The sequence below is a fragment of the Persicimonas caeni genome (genome assembly GCF_006517175.1).
In the GTDB taxonomy this organism is placed as follows: domain Bacteria; phylum Myxococcota_A; class Bradymonadia; order Bradymonadales; family Bradymonadaceae; genus Persicimonas; species Persicimonas caeni.
Genome location: NZ_CP041186.1, coordinates 1,906,889 through 1,925,008, shown reverse-complemented (window position 1 = coordinate 1,925,008; position 18,120 = coordinate 1,906,889). Strand labels below are relative to the sequence as shown.

Here is an 18,120-nt window from a genome sequence, read left to right as displayed (position 1 = left end):
CTGGGAAAGCAGGTGGAGCGAAGGGATGCAGGAAAGTGGAATCAGGAAGGAAAAGAGCGATGGAAGACCAATCGACGTCAGTGTCCTGCGGGACTAAACAAGTCGAAGACATCCCGACCCAATGGACGTGGGTGGAACCAGCGATCTGGACCGACCGGATGCTCGAGGCGCTCGAAAGGGGCGTCAAAGGAGGCAAGTGGTTCAGCCTGATTGACAAAGTCTATCGGGAGGCCACGCTGATCCGCGCATGGGATGCAGTCAAAGCCAACGACGGAGCAGCAGGCGTCGACGAGATGACGATCGCCGACTACGAGCGACACATCGAGTCGAACCTGAAGCGCCTGAGCCGCGTGCTCAAAGAGGGGTCCTATGTGCCCCGAGCCGTCAGGCGAACCTGGATACCCAAGCCGGGTCGAGCCGAGAAGCGACCGCTGGGGATTCCGACCGTAGAGGATCGGATCGTCCAGACGGCGCTCAAGATGGTGCTGGAGCCGATTTACGAGCGAGATTTTGTTCGTCATTCCTACGGCTTTCGACCTCAACGGGGAGCCAAAGATGCGCTGCGACGCGTCGACGGGCTTCTCAAGCAAGGTTATCGGTGGGTGGTGGATGCCGACCTGAAGGGGTACTTCGACACGATCGACCATGATTTGCTCATGGCGCGCGTGGAGGAGAAGGTCTCAGACGGACGCATTCTCGAGCTCATCAATGCCTTTCTTACCTGCGAGGTCGTCGACCAAGGGGAAAGCCAAAAGCCCCACAGAGGCACGCCACAGGGCGGTGTGATTAGCCCGCTCCTGGCAAATATCTTTCTCGATCCGCTCGACCACCTGATGGAAGAGCAAGGGTTTGAGATGGTGCGTTACGCCGACGATTTTGTGATTCTATGCCGGGACAAAGAGCAGGCCGACAAGGCGCTCGACGTGGTCAGAAAGTGGGTGCAAGCCAACGAACTGACGCTACATCCGGAGAAGACCCAACTCGTCGACGAGTCCGAGGGAAGTTTCGACTTTCTGGGCTACGCCTTCAAGCGCGGGAACAAGTACCCGAGCAAGAAGGCCAAACGGAGGTTTCTTTGACCGGATTCGGCAATTGACCCCGCGCACCAGTGGCCACAGCTTGGCTACCATCATCGAGGCGATCAATCGCACCGTCCGCGGATGGTACGAATATTTCAAGCACAGTTATTTCAACGTGTTTGACAGCCTCGACGGCAAGATCCGTAGGCGACTGCGCGCCATTCTGCGCAAGCGCTTCAAGATCTCGGGCCACACCAATCACACCGATAATGTGCGATGGCCCAACGCCTATTTTGCCAACCACGGGCTTTTCTTTATGGCCGAAGCCCGACGGCTGGAACTCGAGTCCTTACGAAAAGGAACCCGCTGACTGGAAAGCCGTATGCGGGAAATCCGCACGTACGGTTTGGAGGGAGGGGCGCCCGGTGAACCGGGGGTCCCTACCCCTATCGAAACACATGGTGTCTGACACCGTTGCGGGCCAGCCGATTCAGTCGAGATCCGCAGGCGTCTCCTCACGCCCGTCGACGTGGATGGCAAATCGTCCCTTCTCGCGCGGGTGGACCGGCGCGTCCTCGTCCCAGGGCCAGCCGCCAAAGCCTGTGCGCTGGTAGTCGATCATCGCCTGGCGAATCTCGCCGCGGGTGTTGGCCACGAACGGGCCGTGCTGGGCGACGGGCTCGCCGATGGGGCGGCCCTGCAGCACCAGAAACTCTCCTTCGACGTCGCCGTTGACGATGGAGCAGTCGGCGTCGGCGCGTACCTGGGCGCCGTGGCCGCGCTCGACGGTTTGGCCTCCGAGCGTGCAGGTGTCGCCGGCGAAAAAGTAGATGACCCGGTTGGCCTCCGGGCTCGCCGCCGGCACCGTCCACTCGGCGCCGGGCTCCATCTTCAACGTCCAAATGGCAATATCCGACTCGTCGCGCGACGCCCACGAAGCTGGGGGAGGGGAGGGCGGCTCGAGGCCGTCGACGCCGCCGGCGATGACGACCATTTCGGTGGCGCGTCCCTCGGCGTCCCGTACCGTTTTGCGCGGCACGGTCTCGTGCCAGAGCATCTTGAAGTGCGCGTCCTTCTTCTTGTCCTCACGCGGCAGGTTCAGCCAGATCTGGAACAACTCGGTGGGGTTGGGCTCGTCGCGGTTGACCAGCGGGAACATCTCGGAGTGGACCACGCCCTTGCCGGCGGTCATCCACTGGACGTCCCCTTGCCCGAATCGCGCCGCGGCGCCCAGTGAGTCGCTGTGGTCGATATAGCCGTTGCGCGCGATCGTGATCGTCTCGAAGCCGCAGTGTGGGTGGCGCGGAAATCCCGGGACCTTGCGGCCGTGGTACATGCTCCAGCCGTCTCTGCCCGAAAAGTCGTTGCCCAGCATTCTGCCGGCGAGCGACGCGTCCGGGCCCATCTCCTCGTCGCCAGCCGGATATTGGTCGTTGTGGTGCACGCAGAACATAAACGGATCGAGCGTCTGCCAGGGCATGCCCAGCCGGACGATATTCTGGACGATTGGTTCGCTCATGGTGCTTTCCTTTTAACGTTAAATGATTGGCCTTCCACCGCATAAGATGCGCGGCATCGATCGAGGTTTCAATCTTTCTGTCGTGACTTTGGCTGGGCGTTTGACGGTGTTTGGTCAGCGGTATTGAGGCTCGCGCTTCTCCAAGAACGCGTTCATGCCCTCGCGGCCTTCGTCGGAGTTGCCGGCTTCGGCGATGGCCTCGCGTTCGAGCTCGAGTTGGCGCTCGAGTGTGTTCTGGAACGAGGCGTTGAACAGGCGCTTGGCGCGACCCAATGCGCCGGTGGGCATCTCCGCGAGCCGATTGGCCAGCTCGTGGGCGACGTTGTCGAGCTCGTCGGCGCTCGCGACCCGATTGACTAGGCCGATTTCGAGCGCACGTTCCGCCGAGATCTTCTCGTCGAGAAACGCAATCTCCATCGCCCGCCCCATGCCGACCAGGCGCGGCAGGCTAAACGAACCGCCTCCATCTATGCTAAGGCCGTTGGCGATGTAGCCGATTTTCAAGAAGGCCGCGTCCGACATGACGCGAAGATCACACGCCAACGCCAGGGAGAACCCGCCGCCGGCTGCCGGGCCATTGATCGCCGCAATCGTCGGCTTGGCCATCGCGCGAAGCTCTTTGACCGCCTCGTGAAAGCGCCCGGCGAGGCGCCAAAACGCTCGGCCGGGTTGGTCCGGCTCGTCCTCGTTGATCTCTTTGAGATCGCCGCCGGCACAAAAGGCTTTGCCCTCACCGGTGAGCACCACGGCGCGCACGTCGTCGTCGAAGGCGAGCTCGGCGGCCGCGCCGTGGAGCCGGTCGAGCAAGTCTTGGTTGAGGGCGTTGTATTTGGCGGGCCGATTCAGGCGCAAGGTGGCGATGTCTCGCTTGCGGCTTATAATCACGGCGTCATCTGACATATGAGGCTCCAATTGTTGAGCATTATTTGGGCTGCCCATGAAAACCGATAGCACCACGATAGGCAAGACCGAGTCCGAATCGGCCAGTCAACCTGGACGTTTCGGCACGCTCAGCGGCGTGTTCATGCCCACGCTGTTGACGATCCTCGGCGTGATCATGTTCCTGCGCGAGGGCTGGGTCATTGGCAACAGCGGGCTGCTCGGCGGCCTGGTCATCATCACGCTGGCCTTCGGCATCACCACGGCGACCGGTCTGTCGCTCTCCTCGCTGACCACCAATATTCGCATCGGCGCCGGAGGGGCTTATTCGGTCATCTCGCAATCATTGGGCATCGAGATGGGGGGCAGCATCGGCTTGCCGTTATACCTGTCGCAGGTGTTGGCGGTCGCGATGTATATCTTTGGTTTTCGCGAAGGTTGGCTGTGGGTGTTCCCCGACCACCCTGCGCTGCTCGTCGACCTGCTGCTTTTTGGAGTGCTGTTCGGCATCGCCTACGTCAGCGCCGGGCTTGCCTTCAAGGTCCAATATGTCGTGGCGGCGGTGATCGCCGCGTCCCTTGTCTCGGTGGGATTGGCCGCGGCCACCGGCTCGATGCAGTACGAGCCCCAGCTGTGGGTTTCGTCGAGTGACGACGTCGGCAATATCCTGCTGACGGAGGACTTCTGGGCGGTGTTCGCCGTCTTCTTTCCGGCGGCCACCGGCATCATGGCCGGCGCGAATATGAGCGGCGAGCTCAAGGACCCGCGCAAGAGTATCCCCATCGGGACGATGTCGGCGATCGCGGTCAGCTACGTCATCTACATGCTGCTGGCCTATTGGTTGGCGACGTCGGCCACCCCCGAGGAGCTTCGCAGCAACTACACCATCATGATCGACAAGGCGTTCTGGGGGCCGGCGGTGCTCGGCGGCCTCCTGGGCGCGACGTTCTCCTCGGCGCTCAGCTCGATCGTGGGTGCCCCGCGCATCCTGCAGGCATTGGCCGAGCACAGCATCATTCCCGGCGGCAAGTTTTTGTCCAAGACCTCCCGTGAGGGCGAGCCGCGCAACGCCATGATCGTGTCGGGCGCGCTGGTGGTCGCCGCGTTGCTGTTGCGCGACCTGAACGTGGTCGCGCCCTTTATCACGATGTTCTTCTTGATCACCTACGGCATGATCAACGCGGTCGTGCTCCTCGAGCAGAGCCTCGGGTTGGTCAGTTTCCGGCCCAAGCTCAAGCTGCCCACGATGATCCCGCTGATCGGCGCCCTCGGGTGCATCTTCGCGATGTTCATCATCAATCCGACCGTCAGTCTCATCGCCGTGGTCACCGTGATCGGGTTCTATGCGCTGTTGATCCGCCGCCACCTCGAAGCCCCCTTCGCCGACGTGCGCAGTGGCCTGTTCGTGGCGGTCGCTCAGTGGGCCGCCCAGAAGGCCGCCGACCTGCCGACCACCCAGGAGCGCGCGTGGAAGCCCAACTTGCTCATCCCGGTCAGCGACACCCTCGAGCTTCGCGGCACCCATCATTTCATCGAGGACCTGGTCTGGCCCACCGGCTACGTCGAGTTGATGGGGATGAGCACCCACGAGCCGCGCGATGTGCTCGAGCCGGCGTTGCGCGAACTGGCCGGCGACTTTCGCAAAGAGGGGATCTACACGCGCTGGACGGTGCTCGATACCGACAACGTGGCCGAGGGCATGTCGCTGGGGATGGAGGCGCTGCAGGGGGCGTTCTTTCGCCCCAACATCATCTTCATGCCCATGCCCAAGTCGCCCGCCGAGGAGGACGACCTGACTCGCATCGCCGCCAAGGCCTCGCAAAGTGGTCTGGGTATGATGGTGCTCGGCATGCACCCCAAGACGCGCATGGGCTCCAAGAAGGTGATCAACCTGTGGGTCCACGACCGCAACCCCGACATGGAGCTGGTCTTGCGCGAGAGCCACATCAACCTGGCGATTCTGGTGGCCTATATGGTGACCCAGAACTGGAAGGGGCGGCTCAATCTGGTGAGCTGTGTCGAAGAGGATCGCACCCACGAGGAGGTGCGCCAGGAGCTGCAGCGCGTCATCGACCTGGCTCGCCTGCCCGACCCCGAGATTCACCTGCTCGACGGCCCGTTCATCGACAACCTCGACAAGGGCCCGCGCGCCGACGTCGACATCATGGGCCTGAGCCGCCCGCCGAACTTCGAGTTGATGCGCGAGGCGATCAGCAAGACGCGCAGCACCTGCGTGTTCGTGGCTGACTCGGGGAAGGAGAGCGCGCTGGCGTGATTGAATGTGTCGCGTTCGGCGCGCGTCTGTCACAATAGCAACGTCAATGCTCTGTTGTGACGGTGAAGGACCATGAACGAGCGCTCCCAATCGTGTCGAATCGCCTCGTGTCGAATCGCCCCTGCTTTGGTTTTGGTGGCGTTCACCGCCCTGTGTGCGTTGGTGCTCGGCTCCGGCTGCGAAGAGTACTGCGCCGGCACCGAGCGCTCCTACAATCGCGCGCTGGCTGCCGAGCGCACCGAGGTCGTCGAACCCGAGGCGCTCAGCGGTGACAGCCCCGCTCAATTCGGCCTGGCGCTCAAGACCGAGCTCATCGGCGACATCCTCGACATCGTGCTCCAGCCGACCATCGACGGGGCGCTGACCGCCGTGTCGGCCATCAACGTCGACGGCGACCAGGTGCGCCTGCGCTCCGAAGGCCAGATTCTGGACCTGGACGTCGCCTCCGACTCGGCCTGCGACCACTGCTTTCGCATCACCGCCAACCTCGACGGAGCGATCCACGCCGATATCCCCGACTGGGGCAACGAGACGGCCAACCTGGGCGGCTCGATGAGCCTGGTGGTGCCGCTGCTGCTCGAGCGCGGCGAGACCTCTGATGCCGCGCTCAAGCTCGACTTGCCGGCGTTTGTCGACATCGGGCGCTCGTCGATCTCGGCCCGGCTGGGAGGCGTCTCCGACGAGGTCGCCGACATGCTCGAGGCCCCGCTGTCGAACCTTTTGCTCGAGCTGCTCAAAGACCAACTCGCTCCGGTGACCGTCGCTGAATTCGACGCGCCGAGCTTCGGCATCCCGGGCTTCAAGCTCTTGCCCGTGCAACTGGTCACCGACGACGCCTCCGGCACCGTCTTTGCCGGGTTCGCCACCAATATCGAGGCGCTCGACGTGCCCGGCGCCGCCGGCGTCGAGCCCATCACCGACCTGGCCGAGTCGGAGAACCTCGCCATCGCCTTTCAGCCGGCGATCATTGGCCACTCGCTGTCGCTGCTGATGAACGACGGGCAGGTCGCGCGCACCTACGACCTCTCCGGCAACGCCAGCTCGCGGGGCAACGCCCACGTGACCCTCGACGGGTTCGAGGTCGGCGAGCACCTGCTCGACCCGCCCGACGCGGAAGCTGACGCGGGTTACGGCGATGGCGCCGATGCAGGCTACGGCGCCGATGTGATGACGCTGTCGGCCGACGCCGGCTCGTCGGAGTTTCCCGACGCCCAGGCGCCGGACGTGCCCTTCGCGCTCGGCTTCCAGGTGTTCAACCTGTCGAGCCGCGACGGCTTTTGCTTTGGCTTCGGCGCCCAGGCCGTCGGCGGCGTGTCGGTGCGCGACAGCAACCTCGAGATCGACCTGGTCGACGTGCGCTTTACCGACAGCTTCTACCGCGACAGCCTCGTCAACCTGTCCAACTGGATGGACGCCGACTTCGTCACCCAGAGCCGCACCCTGGTGAGCCAGTCGCTCGACAAGGCTACCGTCACGGTGCCCGGCACCGAGCTGAGCCTGGGGGCGACGGGCCTGGAGCTGCGGCCCAACGCGGTGGTGCTGCGAGCGCAATCGGCGCCCCAATAGGCTTTGTCCTCGGCGCGCGGGCGTTTAGTCTTTGGGCCGCAATCATGATTCAAGTTCGACCCGAGACCGAGGTTCGCGCCATGTCCCAGCCACTCGAAGCGCTCGTTTACTTTCAAAAGAGCGTCTACAAGCTCGCTAAAAAACAGCTCAAGTCGTTGGGCAAGGACGCCAAAAAGGCGCGCAAGAAGGAAGATTGCGAGTTGGCCGACGCCGAGGCGCGCGCTCAGCTCGACGAGACGCTCGACCTGGTGGCCCGGCAGTTGGACGTGGCGGCCAGCCGGGAGGCGGCCGAGGCGACCGCGCGCGCAAGCGTCGTGGTCGACGGTGAGGTCCTCCTCGAGGATGTGCCGCCCCGCGTGCTTGTGACTCTGCGTAAGCAACTTGGCCGCCTCTCCAAAACGGCCGGCGAATTGGCCAAGCTCCACGCCGACTCAGACTACGAATCCCTGGCAACCCGAGCCCAGACGCTCGAACAAGCCGTCGTCGGTGCGCTCCAAGAAGCCAATCAAACCCCCGCCCCCGAGCGCCACGTCAGCCAGAAGGTCCTCGCCTACCTGAAAGAGGGCGGATGAACTTGTGTCTACAACGAAAAAAGGTGTCAGACACCGTGTGATCCCGCTCTCGAGCGGCCCGCACGGTGTCTGACACCTGTAAGCGAGTTACTTTTCGCAACCGAACGAACGTTCGCGTTAGCTCGCGCTCGGGTCGGGCGTCAGGCGCAGATAGGGGCGGAGCTCTTCGACGTCGCCAAAGCGCTCCCTGGCTTTTTCGGTGGGAATCGACGGCTTGACGACCACGCGGTCACCTTTGCGCCAGTCGACCGGCGTGGCGATGTCGTATTCGTCGCTGAGTTGGAGGGCATCGAGCACCCGCAAGATCTCGTCGAAGTTGCGGCCCACGGCGGCCGGGTAGGTGAGCATGACCCGAATCTTCTTGTCCGGGTCGATGATGAACACCGAGCGGACCGTCGCCGTGTCGTCGACCTTCGGGTGCATCATGTCGTACAGGTGGGCGATCTCGCGGTCCTCATCCGCGATGATCGGATAATCCATCGTGGTGTTCTGGGTCTCCTCGACGTCGACGACCCATTTGTGGTGCTCGTCGACCGGGTCGACCGACAGTACGATGCGCTTTGCGTTGCGCTGCTCGAACTCTTCGCTCAGGTTGGCCACGCGGCCCACCTCGGTGGTGCATACCGGCGTGAAGTCGGCCGGGTGCGAGAAGAAGACCACCCACGAATCGCCGGCCCAATCGTGAAAATCGATCTCGCCTTCAGTGGTCATTGCTTTGAAGTTAGGAGCTTCATCACCAAGTCGAAGTGTCATGGTACTACCTCGGGTATTCGGGTTTCGTTGTTGGTTTCGCGAGCCGGTTCTTCCCGGCTGCACACTACAGATGCTCACCCCGAGGTAGACGGCTGAACGGAGTTTCCTGTGTGGGCTATAGGGAGAGGCTGGGTGTACGAGAGAATCAATCGGACTGAGCGATAGCCTCCCCCAAAAAGTCGGCGAGGGCTCGCGCGCTCTCCGCGCGGGCGTAGCCCTGGCGAATGACCACCACGATATCGCGGTGTGCCGGCGGCTCGAGGGGGCGGATGAGCAGCGGCTCGTCGGGGCGGATGGTCAGCTCCGGAAAGAGGCTGATCCCCCAGCCCGCGAGCACGAACTGACGAATCGTCTCGAGGCTCGCCCCGCGAAACTGACGGCGCAGCGCCGACGCGGGCGTCTGGCACGCCTCGAGCGCTTGGTCGCGCAGGCAATGGCCTTCGTCGAGCAGCAGCAGGTCACTTCCGTCGATCTCATCGAGGCTGATCGCGGTGCGGTCGGCCAACGGATCGTCGGGAGGCAACCCCACATAAAACGGCTCTTCGTAGGCTTCGATGGCGCACAAGTCGTCGCCAATCTCGTAGGGCAGGGCGACGATGGCCATGTCGAGGCGGTGGTCGCGCAGCTGTTCGAGCAGCACGCTCGTCAGGTTTTCCTCGATTTGCAGCTCGAGGCGCGGGAAGGCGCGCTCGAGCGACAGCAGCATGCGCGGCAACAGATAGGGGCCGATGGTGGGAATCACGCCCAGCCGAATCGTCCCCTCGAGCACGCCCACTTTGGACGCCGCCGCCAACTCCTGCAGGGTATCGGCTTCTGCCAAGACCCGTCTGGCCTGCTCGAGCAGTACGAGCCCCTCTTCGGTGGGTTTGGTGCCCCGGGCGGTGCGCTCGAAAAGCATCACGTCGAGCTGGGTCTCCAACTGGCTCAGTCCCTCACTGAGTGAGGGCTGGGAGACATAACAGGCGCGCGCGGCGGCGCTGATGGAGCCGTGCTCGAGCACCGCGAGCGCGTATCGGAGTTGCGTGAGCGTCATCAATCACTCGGTGTCGGTGGCCGAATCAGCGGCCGAATCGGCGGCCAAAAAGCCCTCGAGGGCGCTGATATAGCGGTCGTAGGCCTCGAATTGCGGGATATGGCCGATGGCGTCGAACTCGACGAGCTTGGCGTCGGGGATGGCCTCGGCGGCCGCGCGGCCGAGTTCGGGGTAGTTGCCCAGGGTCTTGCGCACCTCGGCAGAGACGTCGCCTTTGCCCAGTGCGGTGCGGTCGCGCTGGCCGATGATCAGCAGCGTGGGCGCGTTGATATCGCCGAACTCGTAGAGCACCGGCTGGGTAAAGATCATGTCGTAGGCCAGCGCCGAGTTCCACGCGACGCGCTCGTAATCGGGCCCTTTCGTCCAACCCGCCTGAATCTCAACGAGTGGCTCGTAGGCCTCCTTCCAGACCCCGTCGAAGTAACTCTCGGTCATATACGCTTGGATTTTTTCGGGAGTCTTCTTCAACTCCCGGGCGTACCACTGGTCGATGGTTGTGTAGGGAACCTTGCGCTTCCAGTCCTCTAGGCCGATGGGGTTGACCAGGGCGAGCTTGGTAGTGGTGTCGGGGAACATGAGCGCAAAGCGCGTGGCGAGCATGCCGCCCATCGAGTGGCCGACGACGGCCGTTCGGTCGACGCCGAGTTCGTCGAGCAGCGCTTTGGTGTAGGTGGCCAGGGCGTGGAAGCTAAACTGGAAGGTTCGAGGCTTGCTCGACTTGCCAAAGCCAATCTGGTCGGGCGCGACCACCCGGTAGCCCTCATCGGTGAGCGCCTCGATGGTCGTCTTCCAGTAGGCGCCCGAAAAGTTCTTTCCGTGCAGCAGAAGGACGGTTTTGCCGTTGGGATTCTCCGGCTGGACGTCCATGTAGGCCATTTCGAGGGTCTGGCGCTGGGCGTCGACCTCGAAGATCTCGACCTCGTAGGGGTACTCGTAGCTCGAAAGGCGGGCGTCGAAGCCGTCGTGGTCGGCCTCGGCTTCTGGGGCGGCGTCGGCCTCTGAGTCGGCCGTGGCGTCCGCGTCCGTATCCGCGCCATCGTCCTCTTCGGCCTGTTGCTGTTCGGGCTGCGCGCCCGGATCGGCGGCCGTGCCGCTGCCGGTCGCACAACCGGCGGTCAGGAGAATCGTCAACAAAACGAACAAAGTGAAGCGTGAAGCGCGCATGGGCCACCCATCGTGAAGGAGTCATTCGAAGAACAGGACGCTTCAACCCATAGGCGAAGGCGAACCGCCGAATCAAGCCGCCGGCTGGAAACACCGTGTTTCTGGGCGCCAACACGCTCTGCCCCAAAACAAATACCCCGCGCGGCCCGGAAGGGCGCAGCGCGGGGTATCTGTATCTCGGTCGGGCGAAGGGCGCTTACAGCGCGTCTTCGACGCCGGCGAGGTTCATGCGGGCCTTGGTGAGCACCATGCCCATGTTGGCCGACTTGCCGCAAACCCATACAACGGCGTGGTCGGTGTTCTTTTTGCAGCGCTGGAACACGTGGATGAGGTTGTCGCTGAAAACGATCATCTCTTGGAAGTAGTGGTGACCGTCGTCTTCGAGACCACGCGACTTTTTGAACATGCTCTCGATGGCCGAGACGTTCTTACCCTGGAACATGTCAGCGGTGGCCGCGGCGACAAGGTCGAGGACCTCCTGGGGGTGCGACTCGACGGTTTTGACGCCGAGCAACATGCCCGTGGACATGTCGACGTAGCCGCCAGCGACGCATTCCGGGATTTCTTTGACGCCTGCCTGCAGAGCCGAATCAAGTGACATACTGCTACTCCTTGCGGGTGTTGTAGTAAATTGGAAGCTCGACCATCGAGCTTCCGTGACACCGTGGCGGTGCCGTTAGTCGAGCCAGAGCTCGAACTCTTCAAGAAACTTTTCCTGTGTTTGCGACTGAACCCACCGCGGGTTGACGCTGCGCACCGCGTCGAGGGCTTCGGCGGCCGTCTGCCCCTTCCAAATGAGGTAGGCGGCCAGCATGGTGCCGGTGCGCCCGATGCCCGCCTTGCAATGCATGACGACGGTCCCTCCGTCGGACAGCCGCGTGTCGACCAGGCGACAAAGATCGGCGGCGTCGAGCATCTCGGGCGCCTCCATATCGACGATGGGAAAGTGCAAGCTCTCGATGCCGTACTCGCGCATCTTGGCAGCGGGGAGCTTAGTCAGCATCAGCGTGACCAAGGCGGTCGTGCCCACGCGCTGGAGCGCCTCGAGATCGCGGTCGATGTGGCCGCTGACGCCCGGGAGCGGCGTGCCGCCGAGCTGGCCGGGGATCAACCAATCGAACCCCGTGGGGCCTTGATGGGCCGAGATGAATCCCTCTTTGGCGCGCTTGGGCGGATTGACCACCGCGGCCTGTGGGACGCGGAACGCGGGGTCGAGCTCTTCGGGATCGGCGTCGGGCGAGGGCACCGTGCAGCCTCCGGTTCGGATATAATGGCGGGCCGCGTCGGTCTCGGGCGACTCGAAGAATTTGTCGGTCGGCAGGCACTCCTGGATGCGCCCGCCGGCGAGCAGCGCGGTGCGGTCGCCCACGTTGCGGGCGCGGCGCTGGTTGTGGGTGACCAGCAACACGGCGCGCTCGGCCGACTGACGGTCGATATAGTCGAGCACCATCTGGGCCTGATCGTCGTCCATGCCGGCGGTGGGCTCGTCGATGCACACGAGTGCCGGCATCGGCAGGCAGGCGCGCAAGATTCCGATGATCGCCCGTTGGCCGGCGCTCAGCGCAGTGACCTGGGTGTCGAGCCCGTCGGGCAGGTCGCCCATGCCGGCGTCATCCAGGCGCTGCTCGAGCTGCTCGCGCAACTCCAGACGAGTGAAGTCGGAGCGGCACGGAAAGTTGGTCACCAGGTACTCGAAGACCGTCGAAGCGAGCAGGGCCAGCTTTTGCTGGACGAGCACCGGGCTGAGCCCCCGTGGCGAGTGGATGTCGAGCTGAATGGGTTGGTCGAGATAGCGCACTTCGCCGCTGACCAAAAAATGGCTCAGTTGGCTGTTCAGCCCACAAATGGTGCGAAGCAGCGTCGACTTGCCCGCGCCGCCCGGTCCCATCAACACCAACACTTCGTTGGGGAGGATTTCGAGTTCGACGCCGTCGAGCACGGTCTTGGTGCCAAAGCGCACGCTCAGATTGTTGATCGTAGCCACCGGCTTCATGCTTCACCTCCGGAGTTGGTGGCCGAGCGTGCCTGTGACAGGGTCGCGCCCATTTTGTGCATCTCGGCGCGCACCAGGGCCAGGTGGGCTCCGCTGCTGACTGCGCACCACAGCCCTCCGTTCATCGAGAAGCTGGTCGACATGGTCTCCTGGCTCCCCAGCGCCTCGCGGGTCTTGCGGTTGTACTCGAGGATCTCGAAGCTTCGTCTTCCCAGCTTGCGCAACTCGGCGATCGTGAGCGGCGTGGTCGACACGCTACGAAGCGGCAAGCACATCTTCGAGCCATCCTCCGGGTCGACCAGCAGCCAAGCCTCTTCGCTCGATTCACCCATCTTGTCGTAGAAGTGTGCGGCGACTTTGCTCGTGTCGCTATGCATGTAGCCGGCAGCGCGCAGCGTCAGCGCGAACGGTGAAAAGGAGAGGTGATCGTGCTCGGCGGGCTCCATGCTGCGCGAGCGCAAACAGAAGTGCTGCGACTCGGCGCGGGTGGCCAGTTCGACCAGCCCGCGGGCGGTGAGCCGGTACAATTGCGAGCGCTCTCCGGTGGTGGTGTTCGAGGTGGTCAGGCAGGCGTCGGCATTGGCGCCCGAATCAGCCAGACGATCGGCGAGATCGGTGCTCACCCGCTTGAGCGACCGGTCGACGAAGATCTCGCCGTCCAGGCGCAGGCCCACCTCCAAGCGCCGGTCACGGGCGCGAAGCTCGGCGATCGGGTTTCCCTCGCCGTCTTCGATGAGCAACTGCGACGGCTCTTGGCTGCGCTCGACGGCTTGAAGCAGCGTCAGCAAGTTGTGCGCGCGACCCGCGCCGCCCAAAATGACGCCATGGTTGCGCGTCGACTCCCGGGCGAACGCCGGCATGGTCTGGTCGCGTGGGGCGGTCTCCTCGTCACCCAACTCGCTCTCGCTGTCGGAATCCAATTGAGGCGGCAGCTCTTCGGATACGTCACTCAAGTCAACCTCCAGTTTGTCGGCGAGGGCATCGATGCGCTCGGAGCTGCCCATCCACTCCTGCGCACGTCGCAGCGCTTTGGCTGCCAGGGCGCGACCCCCCTGGGCAGCGCGCGCCATCTGGGTGACGCTGTCGATGAACGCCATCGGCTGACGCAGACGTTCATACAGTCGGACCAGGCGAATATGAGCGTGGAGCGAGTCGGGGGCGTGCGTCAGCGCGCGCTCGATGTCTTGCTTCGCGCGCTCCTCGAGCCCGTAGTTCAAAAAGGCATCGGCTTCGGCGAGCAAGGCATCGACGACCCTGGCCCGAAGGTGGGGTTGGTCGGGAGCAAGCTCGAGCATATGCTCGGTGAGCTCGAGAAACTCCTCCGTGCTTCCTGAACGCTCCAGCTCGTCGGCGCACTGGCGATAGATGTCGAGAGCGTCCTTGAATTCGCCGTCCTCTTCGAGGCCACGGGCTCGCTCGAGGTGCAGCTCAATATCGTCAGGTTTCAAGCGGATCATCCGTTCGAGTACTTCCTTGGAGCGCTTGCGGCGCTGCGTTGAAGAAAAGTGCTCATACGCTCGACCATAGGCGTCGAAGGCCTGGGCAAAGCGGCCCAGCTGGTGATGAGTCTTGGCGAGTTCGTAGTGGGAAGCGGCTCGGGAGGGGGCCAATTCGATGGCGCGTTGGAGCCGTTCGAGGGCCAGGTTGAACTGGCCGTGTCGCAGATCGATGCCGGCGGCTCGAGCCAGCGCATCGGCGGCCTCGTCGGCGCGCCCCTGATCTTCGAGACGGTTGGCCAGCGCGATCCAGTCAGATGGGTCGCCGGTTGTATTCCGGCGCTGCTGAGAAAGCCGCTCGAGCTGCGCAGAGCTCTCGTGACGAGAGGCTGTAGAGCCCTCGCTGTATATGTCGGCGAGTCTTTGTTCCACTGTCCCTGCTCGTACTACTCGACCAAGCACGGAATACTCCACTCACGACATACTGTGATTAATGGGGTTTACGCGAAATCACGGTCATGTGGTCGAGTGGAGGGCGCGTTTAGTTAGTAAAATCAAGAGTTTACTAAGGAAACGGCTCCTCCCGATAAATTGTAAGAAAAGCGCGTTGTGCTCAGTGAGTATGTTGCTGTGGGTTGTGGAGCGTCAAGATGTTCTTGTCTGCCAGAGGCGACATAGCTCGGATTTGTGAACGCCTTCGAACGCCCCACGAGGGGGGTGTGACCCTGTATTCTCCGATGATAGAGCGTCGCGCTATCGCTAAAGTGAGTATAGTGTGATTTGTGGTTTAGTGTGGGTCCGGCGATTAAAGTTCTCGGATTTTGACATGAGTTCGGCGACCTACTCTGCAAGCGGCGCCAACCGCGCTACGACCTGACTCCAGTCAACTGCAGGCGTGGTATGACACCAGGAAATGCGCAGCGACTCTTCGATGTGGCTGTGAGGCACTCCCATAGCGCTCAAGACATGGTTGGGACGATCGCTTACGGCACTACAGGCCGAGCCGGTCGAGGCTGCGATCAAATCGCGAAGTCGCAGTAGAGCTGCTTTTTGGCGCACGCCGGGAATAGAAAGGCAAACGGCGTGCAAAACCTGGCGGTCGAGGTCGCCGTGGAAGATTGGTGACAGAGGAGCCAGTCCTTCGAGGAGAGACTGACGAAAAGTGTGATTTTTCTCCAATCGCTCGGACACCTCGCGCCGACACAGTTTGGCCGCTTCACCAAAGCCGACCACCAGCGGCGCCGGCACGGTGCCCGGTCGCAATCCGTATTCTTGCTCACCGCCGAAGCTTCGCGGCGCGATCGGCGGGCCCTTCGGCCCGCGGCGGCATACGAGTGCCCCTACGCCGGGCGGCCCGTACATCTTGTGAGCGCTAAGGCTGATCAGATCGATGCGTGGATCGGCAAGTTCATCAAAATGATGGGCTGCGCCCTGAGCACCATCGACATGAAAGAGAGCCGGGTGATCAGCGAGCCCTTCAGCGACCTGGGCGATCGGTTGGATGGTCCCGATCACGTTGTTGACGTGCATCAAGGAGACGAGCCCGGTGTCGGGGCGCACGGCGTCGAGAATATCTTGGGCGGCGACGACACCATCCGGCCCCGGAGCGATCAGGTCGACTTCGAAGCCGCGATCGCGCAGATGTCTCAGGGGTTCGAGGACAGCCGCATGCTCGATGGCACTCGACACAATATGGGTTGTGCCCTGCTGATGAGCGCGCTCGGCCCATCCCAGGAGGGCCAGGTTGTCACTCTCGGATGCGCCGCTGGTAAAGACGACTTCTTCGGGACGGGCCTCCACCAAGAGCGCGACCTGTTCGCGGGCCGCCTCCACCGCGCGGCTCGCCTTCTGTCCATACACATGCACTTTGGCAGCTGGATTGGCTGGGTTTCGATGCAGCATCTCGTACATCGCCTCACCGACTCGTGGATCGATCGGGGTCGATGCGTTGCAGTCGAGGTAGATGGCCTCGACGTCTCCAAGCTTGGAATAATCCGCCATAGCCAAACACTTCTCCGTTGCGAAATGATGTTGTTACTTAAGAACAACGGGAGGCGCGTACCCTCCTTCTTCTCAATGAGATGATGAATCTGCCCGACGCGGAGCATTTCAAGGCAAATTTCTTATATGGAGAATCGAGCTGCCCGTTTTGGACGGTGGCGGTCTGCCCTGGAATTCGCGAGGGAGACGCCTCGAGATCGCTGGCGTTCTGCGGTGCAGCTTTTCAAAAGACATTGTTGTGATTATGATTCAGTATAGATGTAATATTTCAGTATTTCTGGAAATTAGACGCTAGAGAACACCCAATACAACGGGGGACGAGCTAGATGCGTAATAGAGCATGAGAAGTGAATTTCAGTGAGACTGTAATCTGTCGTGGCAGATTACGTCTCCCGACGGTTTTCGGTGGTCGAGGTAGATGTATGAAAAATTCGGAGCGAAGCGTTTTTACAGACGGTTATAAATCTGTGCTCCAGAACCTGCGCCGCGAAATTCGCCGTCTGTATCTGTCTCGTCAGAGCACTTGGGTAATCGCCTACAGCGGCGGCAAGGACTCGACGGCGACGCTCCAGCTGGTGTGGAGTGCGTTGAGCGACCTCTCCCCCGAGGAGTTGACCAACCCCATCGAGGTCATTTCGGTGGATACGGGAGTCGAGAACCCGGTGGTGCGCCAGTGGGTCGGCGAGGCGATGCTCGAGATTCAGCAGGCCGCCGCGGCCTCCCAATTGCCGGTGCGCACTCATATTCTCGAGCCGCATGTCGACGATTCTTTTTGGGTCAACTTGATCGGACGAGGCTATCCCGCCCCCGGGCCCCGGTTTCGGTGGTGCACCGACCGGCTCAAGATCCGCCCCACCGAACAGTTTTTGCGCGATCAGATCGCGGGCAACCAAGAGGTCATCTTGGTGCTCGGCTCGCGCACCGCAGAGAGCGCGGCACGCGAGAAGGCACTCACGAGCCGCAATCACCTTCGTCGCGGACGCGCGCTGCGCCTCTACGATCGCTCTCCGGGCACCTTGCTCTACACGCCCATCGAAAACTGGACGACTGACGACGTCTGGCTGCACTTGCTCCAGGATCGCAACCCTGCAGGCATTGATAACGAGCGTCTTCTGGACCTTTACCGCGGAGCTTCGGCCGACCACGAGTGCCCCTTGGTGGCCGATACGGCCATGCCCAGTTGCGGCAACAGTCGATTCGGCTGTTGGGTGTGCACCGTGGTCTCCGAAGATCGGTCGATGCGCGCGATGATCGCTAACGAGCCGCGCTACGGTTGGATGCGCCCTCTGCTCGAGCTTCGCGATGAGCTCAGCGAGCGCGACGATCTCCACCGAGAGCTCAGTCGCCACAAAGGACGGGTCATTTTGCACAGCGGAAACCCGGTGCGCGGCGGCTACGACCAAGACGGCCGCGCCTACTGGCTCCGGCGGGTGCTGCAGACCCAGCGTGCGCTGCAGGAGCATGGGGGCCAAGCCAGCGAGTACGCCGAGTTGATCACTTTGGAGCATCTCGAGGAGATCCGACGCATTTGGGTCGTCGAGAAGCACGAAATCGAGGATCGCCTCCCGTTGATCTGGCAAGAAGAGATGGGCGAAGCCTACCCCGGCAGCCAGATCGATTCGGCGATCCCCTTTGATCGCGAGGAGCTCGAGTTGCTGCGACAGGCGATGCCCGACTGCCCGGAGTGTTTCGACTTGGTACGTTCGCTCTTCGAGGTCGAGCATCGGCATCAAACCATGGTGCGCCGCGCAGGGCTGTTCGAGGCGCTCGACGCCAAGATTCGCGAGCACTTTCGCAACGATGAGGCAGCCATCGATCGCAGCCGCCGAGAACAACAGGCCAACGATGCGGTATCGGGCGCGGGTGGTGGTTCCGGTCTCTAAGGCCGCGGCGACCGTAACCGAGCCAAG

The 18,120-nt window shown here is 62.7% G+C and carries 15 protein-coding genes; 6 read left to right on the top strand and 9 right to left on the bottom strand.

What is annotated here, in order from left to right; translation table 11 throughout:
• Positions 1-131: 131 nt before the first annotated feature.
• On the top strand, positions 132-1,079 hold the full coding sequence (ltrA, locus tag FIV42_RS07190) for a group II intron reverse transcriptase/maturase (protein ID WP_222615285.1): 948 nt from the start codon (positions 132-134) through the stop codon (positions 1,077-1,079).
• A gap of 13 nt (positions 1,080-1,092) precedes the next feature.
• Positions 1,093-1,389 carry a group II intron maturase-specific domain-containing protein gene (locus FIV42_RS30670; protein ID WP_168210955.1) on the top strand — a complete coding sequence of 99 codons (297 nt, stop codon included), beginning with the start codon at positions 1,093-1,095 and terminating at the stop codon, positions 1,387-1,389.
• Positions 1,390-1,509: 120 nt separating this feature from the next.
• On the opposite strand, the gene FIV42_RS07185 is transcribed toward FIV42_RS30670, so the two are convergent.
• Both FIV42_RS07185 and FIV42_RS07180 read right to left on the bottom strand, forming a co-directional pair.
• Positions 1,510-2,538, bottom strand: a complete 1,029-nt coding sequence (locus tag FIV42_RS07185; RefSeq protein WP_141197015.1) for a pirin family protein — start codon at positions 2,536-2,538, stop codon at positions 1,510-1,512.
• Between the two features lie 114 nt (positions 2,539-2,652).
• The gene (locus FIV42_RS07180; RefSeq protein WP_141197014.1) at positions 2,653-3,438 is read right to left on the bottom strand and encodes an enoyl-CoA hydratase/isomerase family protein; all 786 of its coding nucleotides are present in this window, start codon (positions 3,436-3,438) and stop codon (positions 2,653-2,655) included.
• Between the two features lie 37 nt (positions 3,439-3,475).
• On the opposite strand from FIV42_RS07180, the gene FIV42_RS07175 reads away from it, so the two are divergent.
• The 3 genes from FIV42_RS07175 to FIV42_RS07165 all read left to right on the top strand — a co-directional run bounded on the left by FIV42_RS07175 (position 3,476) and on the right by FIV42_RS07165 (position 7,830).
• Entirely contained in the window at positions 3,476-5,692 is a 2,217-nt protein-coding gene (locus tag FIV42_RS07175) for an amino acid permease (RefSeq protein WP_141197013.1), read from the top strand.
• Positions 5,693-5,764: 72 nt separating this feature from the next.
• Entirely contained in the window at positions 5,765-7,258 is a 1,494-nt protein-coding gene (locus tag FIV42_RS07170; RefSeq protein WP_141197012.1) for a hypothetical protein, read from the top strand.
• 80 nt (positions 7,259-7,338) lie between these two features.
• Positions 7,339-7,830, top strand: coding sequence for a DUF7873 family protein (locus FIV42_RS07165; protein ID WP_141197011.1), 492 nt, complete (start codon positions 7,339-7,341; stop codon positions 7,828-7,830).
• A gap of 117 nt (positions 7,831-7,947) precedes the next feature.
• On the opposite strand, the gene FIV42_RS07160 is transcribed toward FIV42_RS07165, so the two are convergent.
• From FIV42_RS07160 to FIV42_RS07130, 7 genes are all read right to left on the bottom strand, one after another.
• Complete coding sequence (locus FIV42_RS07160; protein ID WP_141197010.1) at positions 7,948-8,583, bottom strand: peroxiredoxin; 636 nt, start codon at positions 8,581-8,583, stop codon at positions 7,948-7,950.
• Between the two features lie 145 nt (positions 8,584-8,728).
• Entirely contained in the window at positions 8,729-9,616 is an 888-nt protein-coding gene (locus FIV42_RS07155) for a hydrogen peroxide-inducible genes activator (protein ID WP_141197009.1), read from the bottom strand.
• A gap of 3 nt (positions 9,617-9,619) precedes the next feature.
• Entirely contained in the window at positions 9,620-10,780 is a 1,161-nt protein-coding gene (locus FIV42_RS07150; protein WP_141197008.1) for an alpha/beta fold hydrolase, read from the bottom strand.
• Between the two features lie 196 nt (positions 10,781-10,976).
• Positions 10,977-11,381 carry a hypothetical protein gene (locus FIV42_RS07145; RefSeq protein ID WP_141197007.1) on the bottom strand — a complete coding sequence of 135 codons (405 nt, stop codon included), beginning with the start codon at positions 11,379-11,381 and terminating at the stop codon, positions 10,977-10,979.
• Positions 11,382-11,456: 75 nt separating this feature from the next.
• Positions 11,457-12,773 carry a phosphatase domain-containing putative toxin gene (locus tag FIV42_RS07140; protein WP_141197006.1) on the bottom strand — a complete coding sequence of 439 codons (1,317 nt, stop codon included), beginning with the start codon at positions 12,771-12,773 and terminating at the stop codon, positions 11,457-11,459.
• Positions 12,770-14,641: a tetratricopeptide repeat protein gene (locus FIV42_RS07135; RefSeq protein WP_168210482.1), complete on the bottom strand. Its 1,872-nt coding sequence runs from the start codon at positions 14,639-14,641 to the stop codon at positions 12,770-12,772. The genes FIV42_RS07140 and FIV42_RS07135 overlap by 4 nt, the downstream gene beginning before the upstream one ends.
• A 408-nt stretch (positions 14,642-15,049) precedes the next feature.
• Complete coding sequence (locus FIV42_RS07130) at positions 15,050-16,210, bottom strand: cysteine desulfurase family protein (protein ID WP_141197004.1); 1,161 nt, start codon at positions 16,208-16,210, stop codon at positions 15,050-15,052.
• Between the two features lie 422 nt (positions 16,211-16,632).
• On the opposite strand from FIV42_RS07130, the gene dndC reads away from it, so the two are divergent.
• Positions 16,633-18,093, top strand: a complete 1,461-nt coding sequence (gene dndC, locus FIV42_RS07125) for a DNA phosphorothioation system sulfurtransferase DndC (RefSeq protein WP_141197003.1) — start codon at positions 16,633-16,635, stop codon at positions 18,091-18,093.
• Positions 18,094-18,120 lie beyond the last annotated feature (27 nt).

What these genes read in the sequence shown, in the direction of transcription:
- FIV42_RS07185 (WP_141197015.1), bottom strand. Translation starts at nt 2,538, where the DNA reads ATGAGCGAACCAATCGTCCAGAATATCGTCCGGCTGGGCATGCCCTGG.
- FIV42_RS07180 (WP_141197014.1), bottom strand. Translation starts at nt 3,438, where the DNA reads ATGTCAGATGACGCCGTGATTATAAGCCGCAAGCGAGACATCGCCACC.
- FIV42_RS07175 (WP_141197013.1), top strand. Translation starts at nt 3,476, where the DNA reads ATGAAAACCGATAGCACCACGATAGGCAAGACCGAGTCCGAATCGGCC.
- FIV42_RS07170 (WP_141197012.1), top strand. Translation starts at nt 5,765, where the DNA reads ATGAACGAGCGCTCCCAATCGTGTCGAATCGCCTCGTGTCGAATCGCC.
- FIV42_RS07165 (WP_141197011.1), top strand. Translation starts at nt 7,339, where the DNA reads ATGTCCCAGCCACTCGAAGCGCTCGTTTACTTTCAAAAGAGCGTCTAC.
- FIV42_RS07160 (WP_141197010.1), bottom strand. Translation starts at nt 8,583, where the DNA reads ATGACACTTCGACTTGGTGATGAAGCTCCTAACTTCAAAGCAATGACC.
- FIV42_RS07155 (WP_141197009.1), bottom strand. Translation starts at nt 9,616, where the DNA reads ATGACGCTCACGCAACTCCGATACGCGCTCGCGGTGCTCGAGCACGGC.
- FIV42_RS07150 (WP_141197008.1), bottom strand. Translation starts at nt 10,780, where the DNA reads ATGCGCGCTTCACGCTTCACTTTGTTCGTTTTGTTGACGATTCTCCTG.
- FIV42_RS07145 (WP_141197007.1), bottom strand. Translation starts at nt 11,381, where the DNA reads ATGTCACTTGATTCGGCTCTGCAGGCAGGCGTCAAAGAAATCCCGGAA.
- FIV42_RS07140 (WP_141197006.1), bottom strand. Translation starts at nt 12,773, where the DNA reads ATGAAGCCGGTGGCTACGATCAACAATCTGAGCGTGCGCTTTGGCACC.
- FIV42_RS07130 (WP_141197004.1), bottom strand. Translation starts at nt 16,210, where the DNA reads ATGGCGGATTATTCCAAGCTTGGAGACGTCGAGGCCATCTACCTCGAC.
- dndC (WP_141197003.1), top strand. Translation starts at nt 16,633, where the DNA reads ATGAAAAATTCGGAGCGAAGCGTTTTTACAGACGGTTATAAATCTGTG.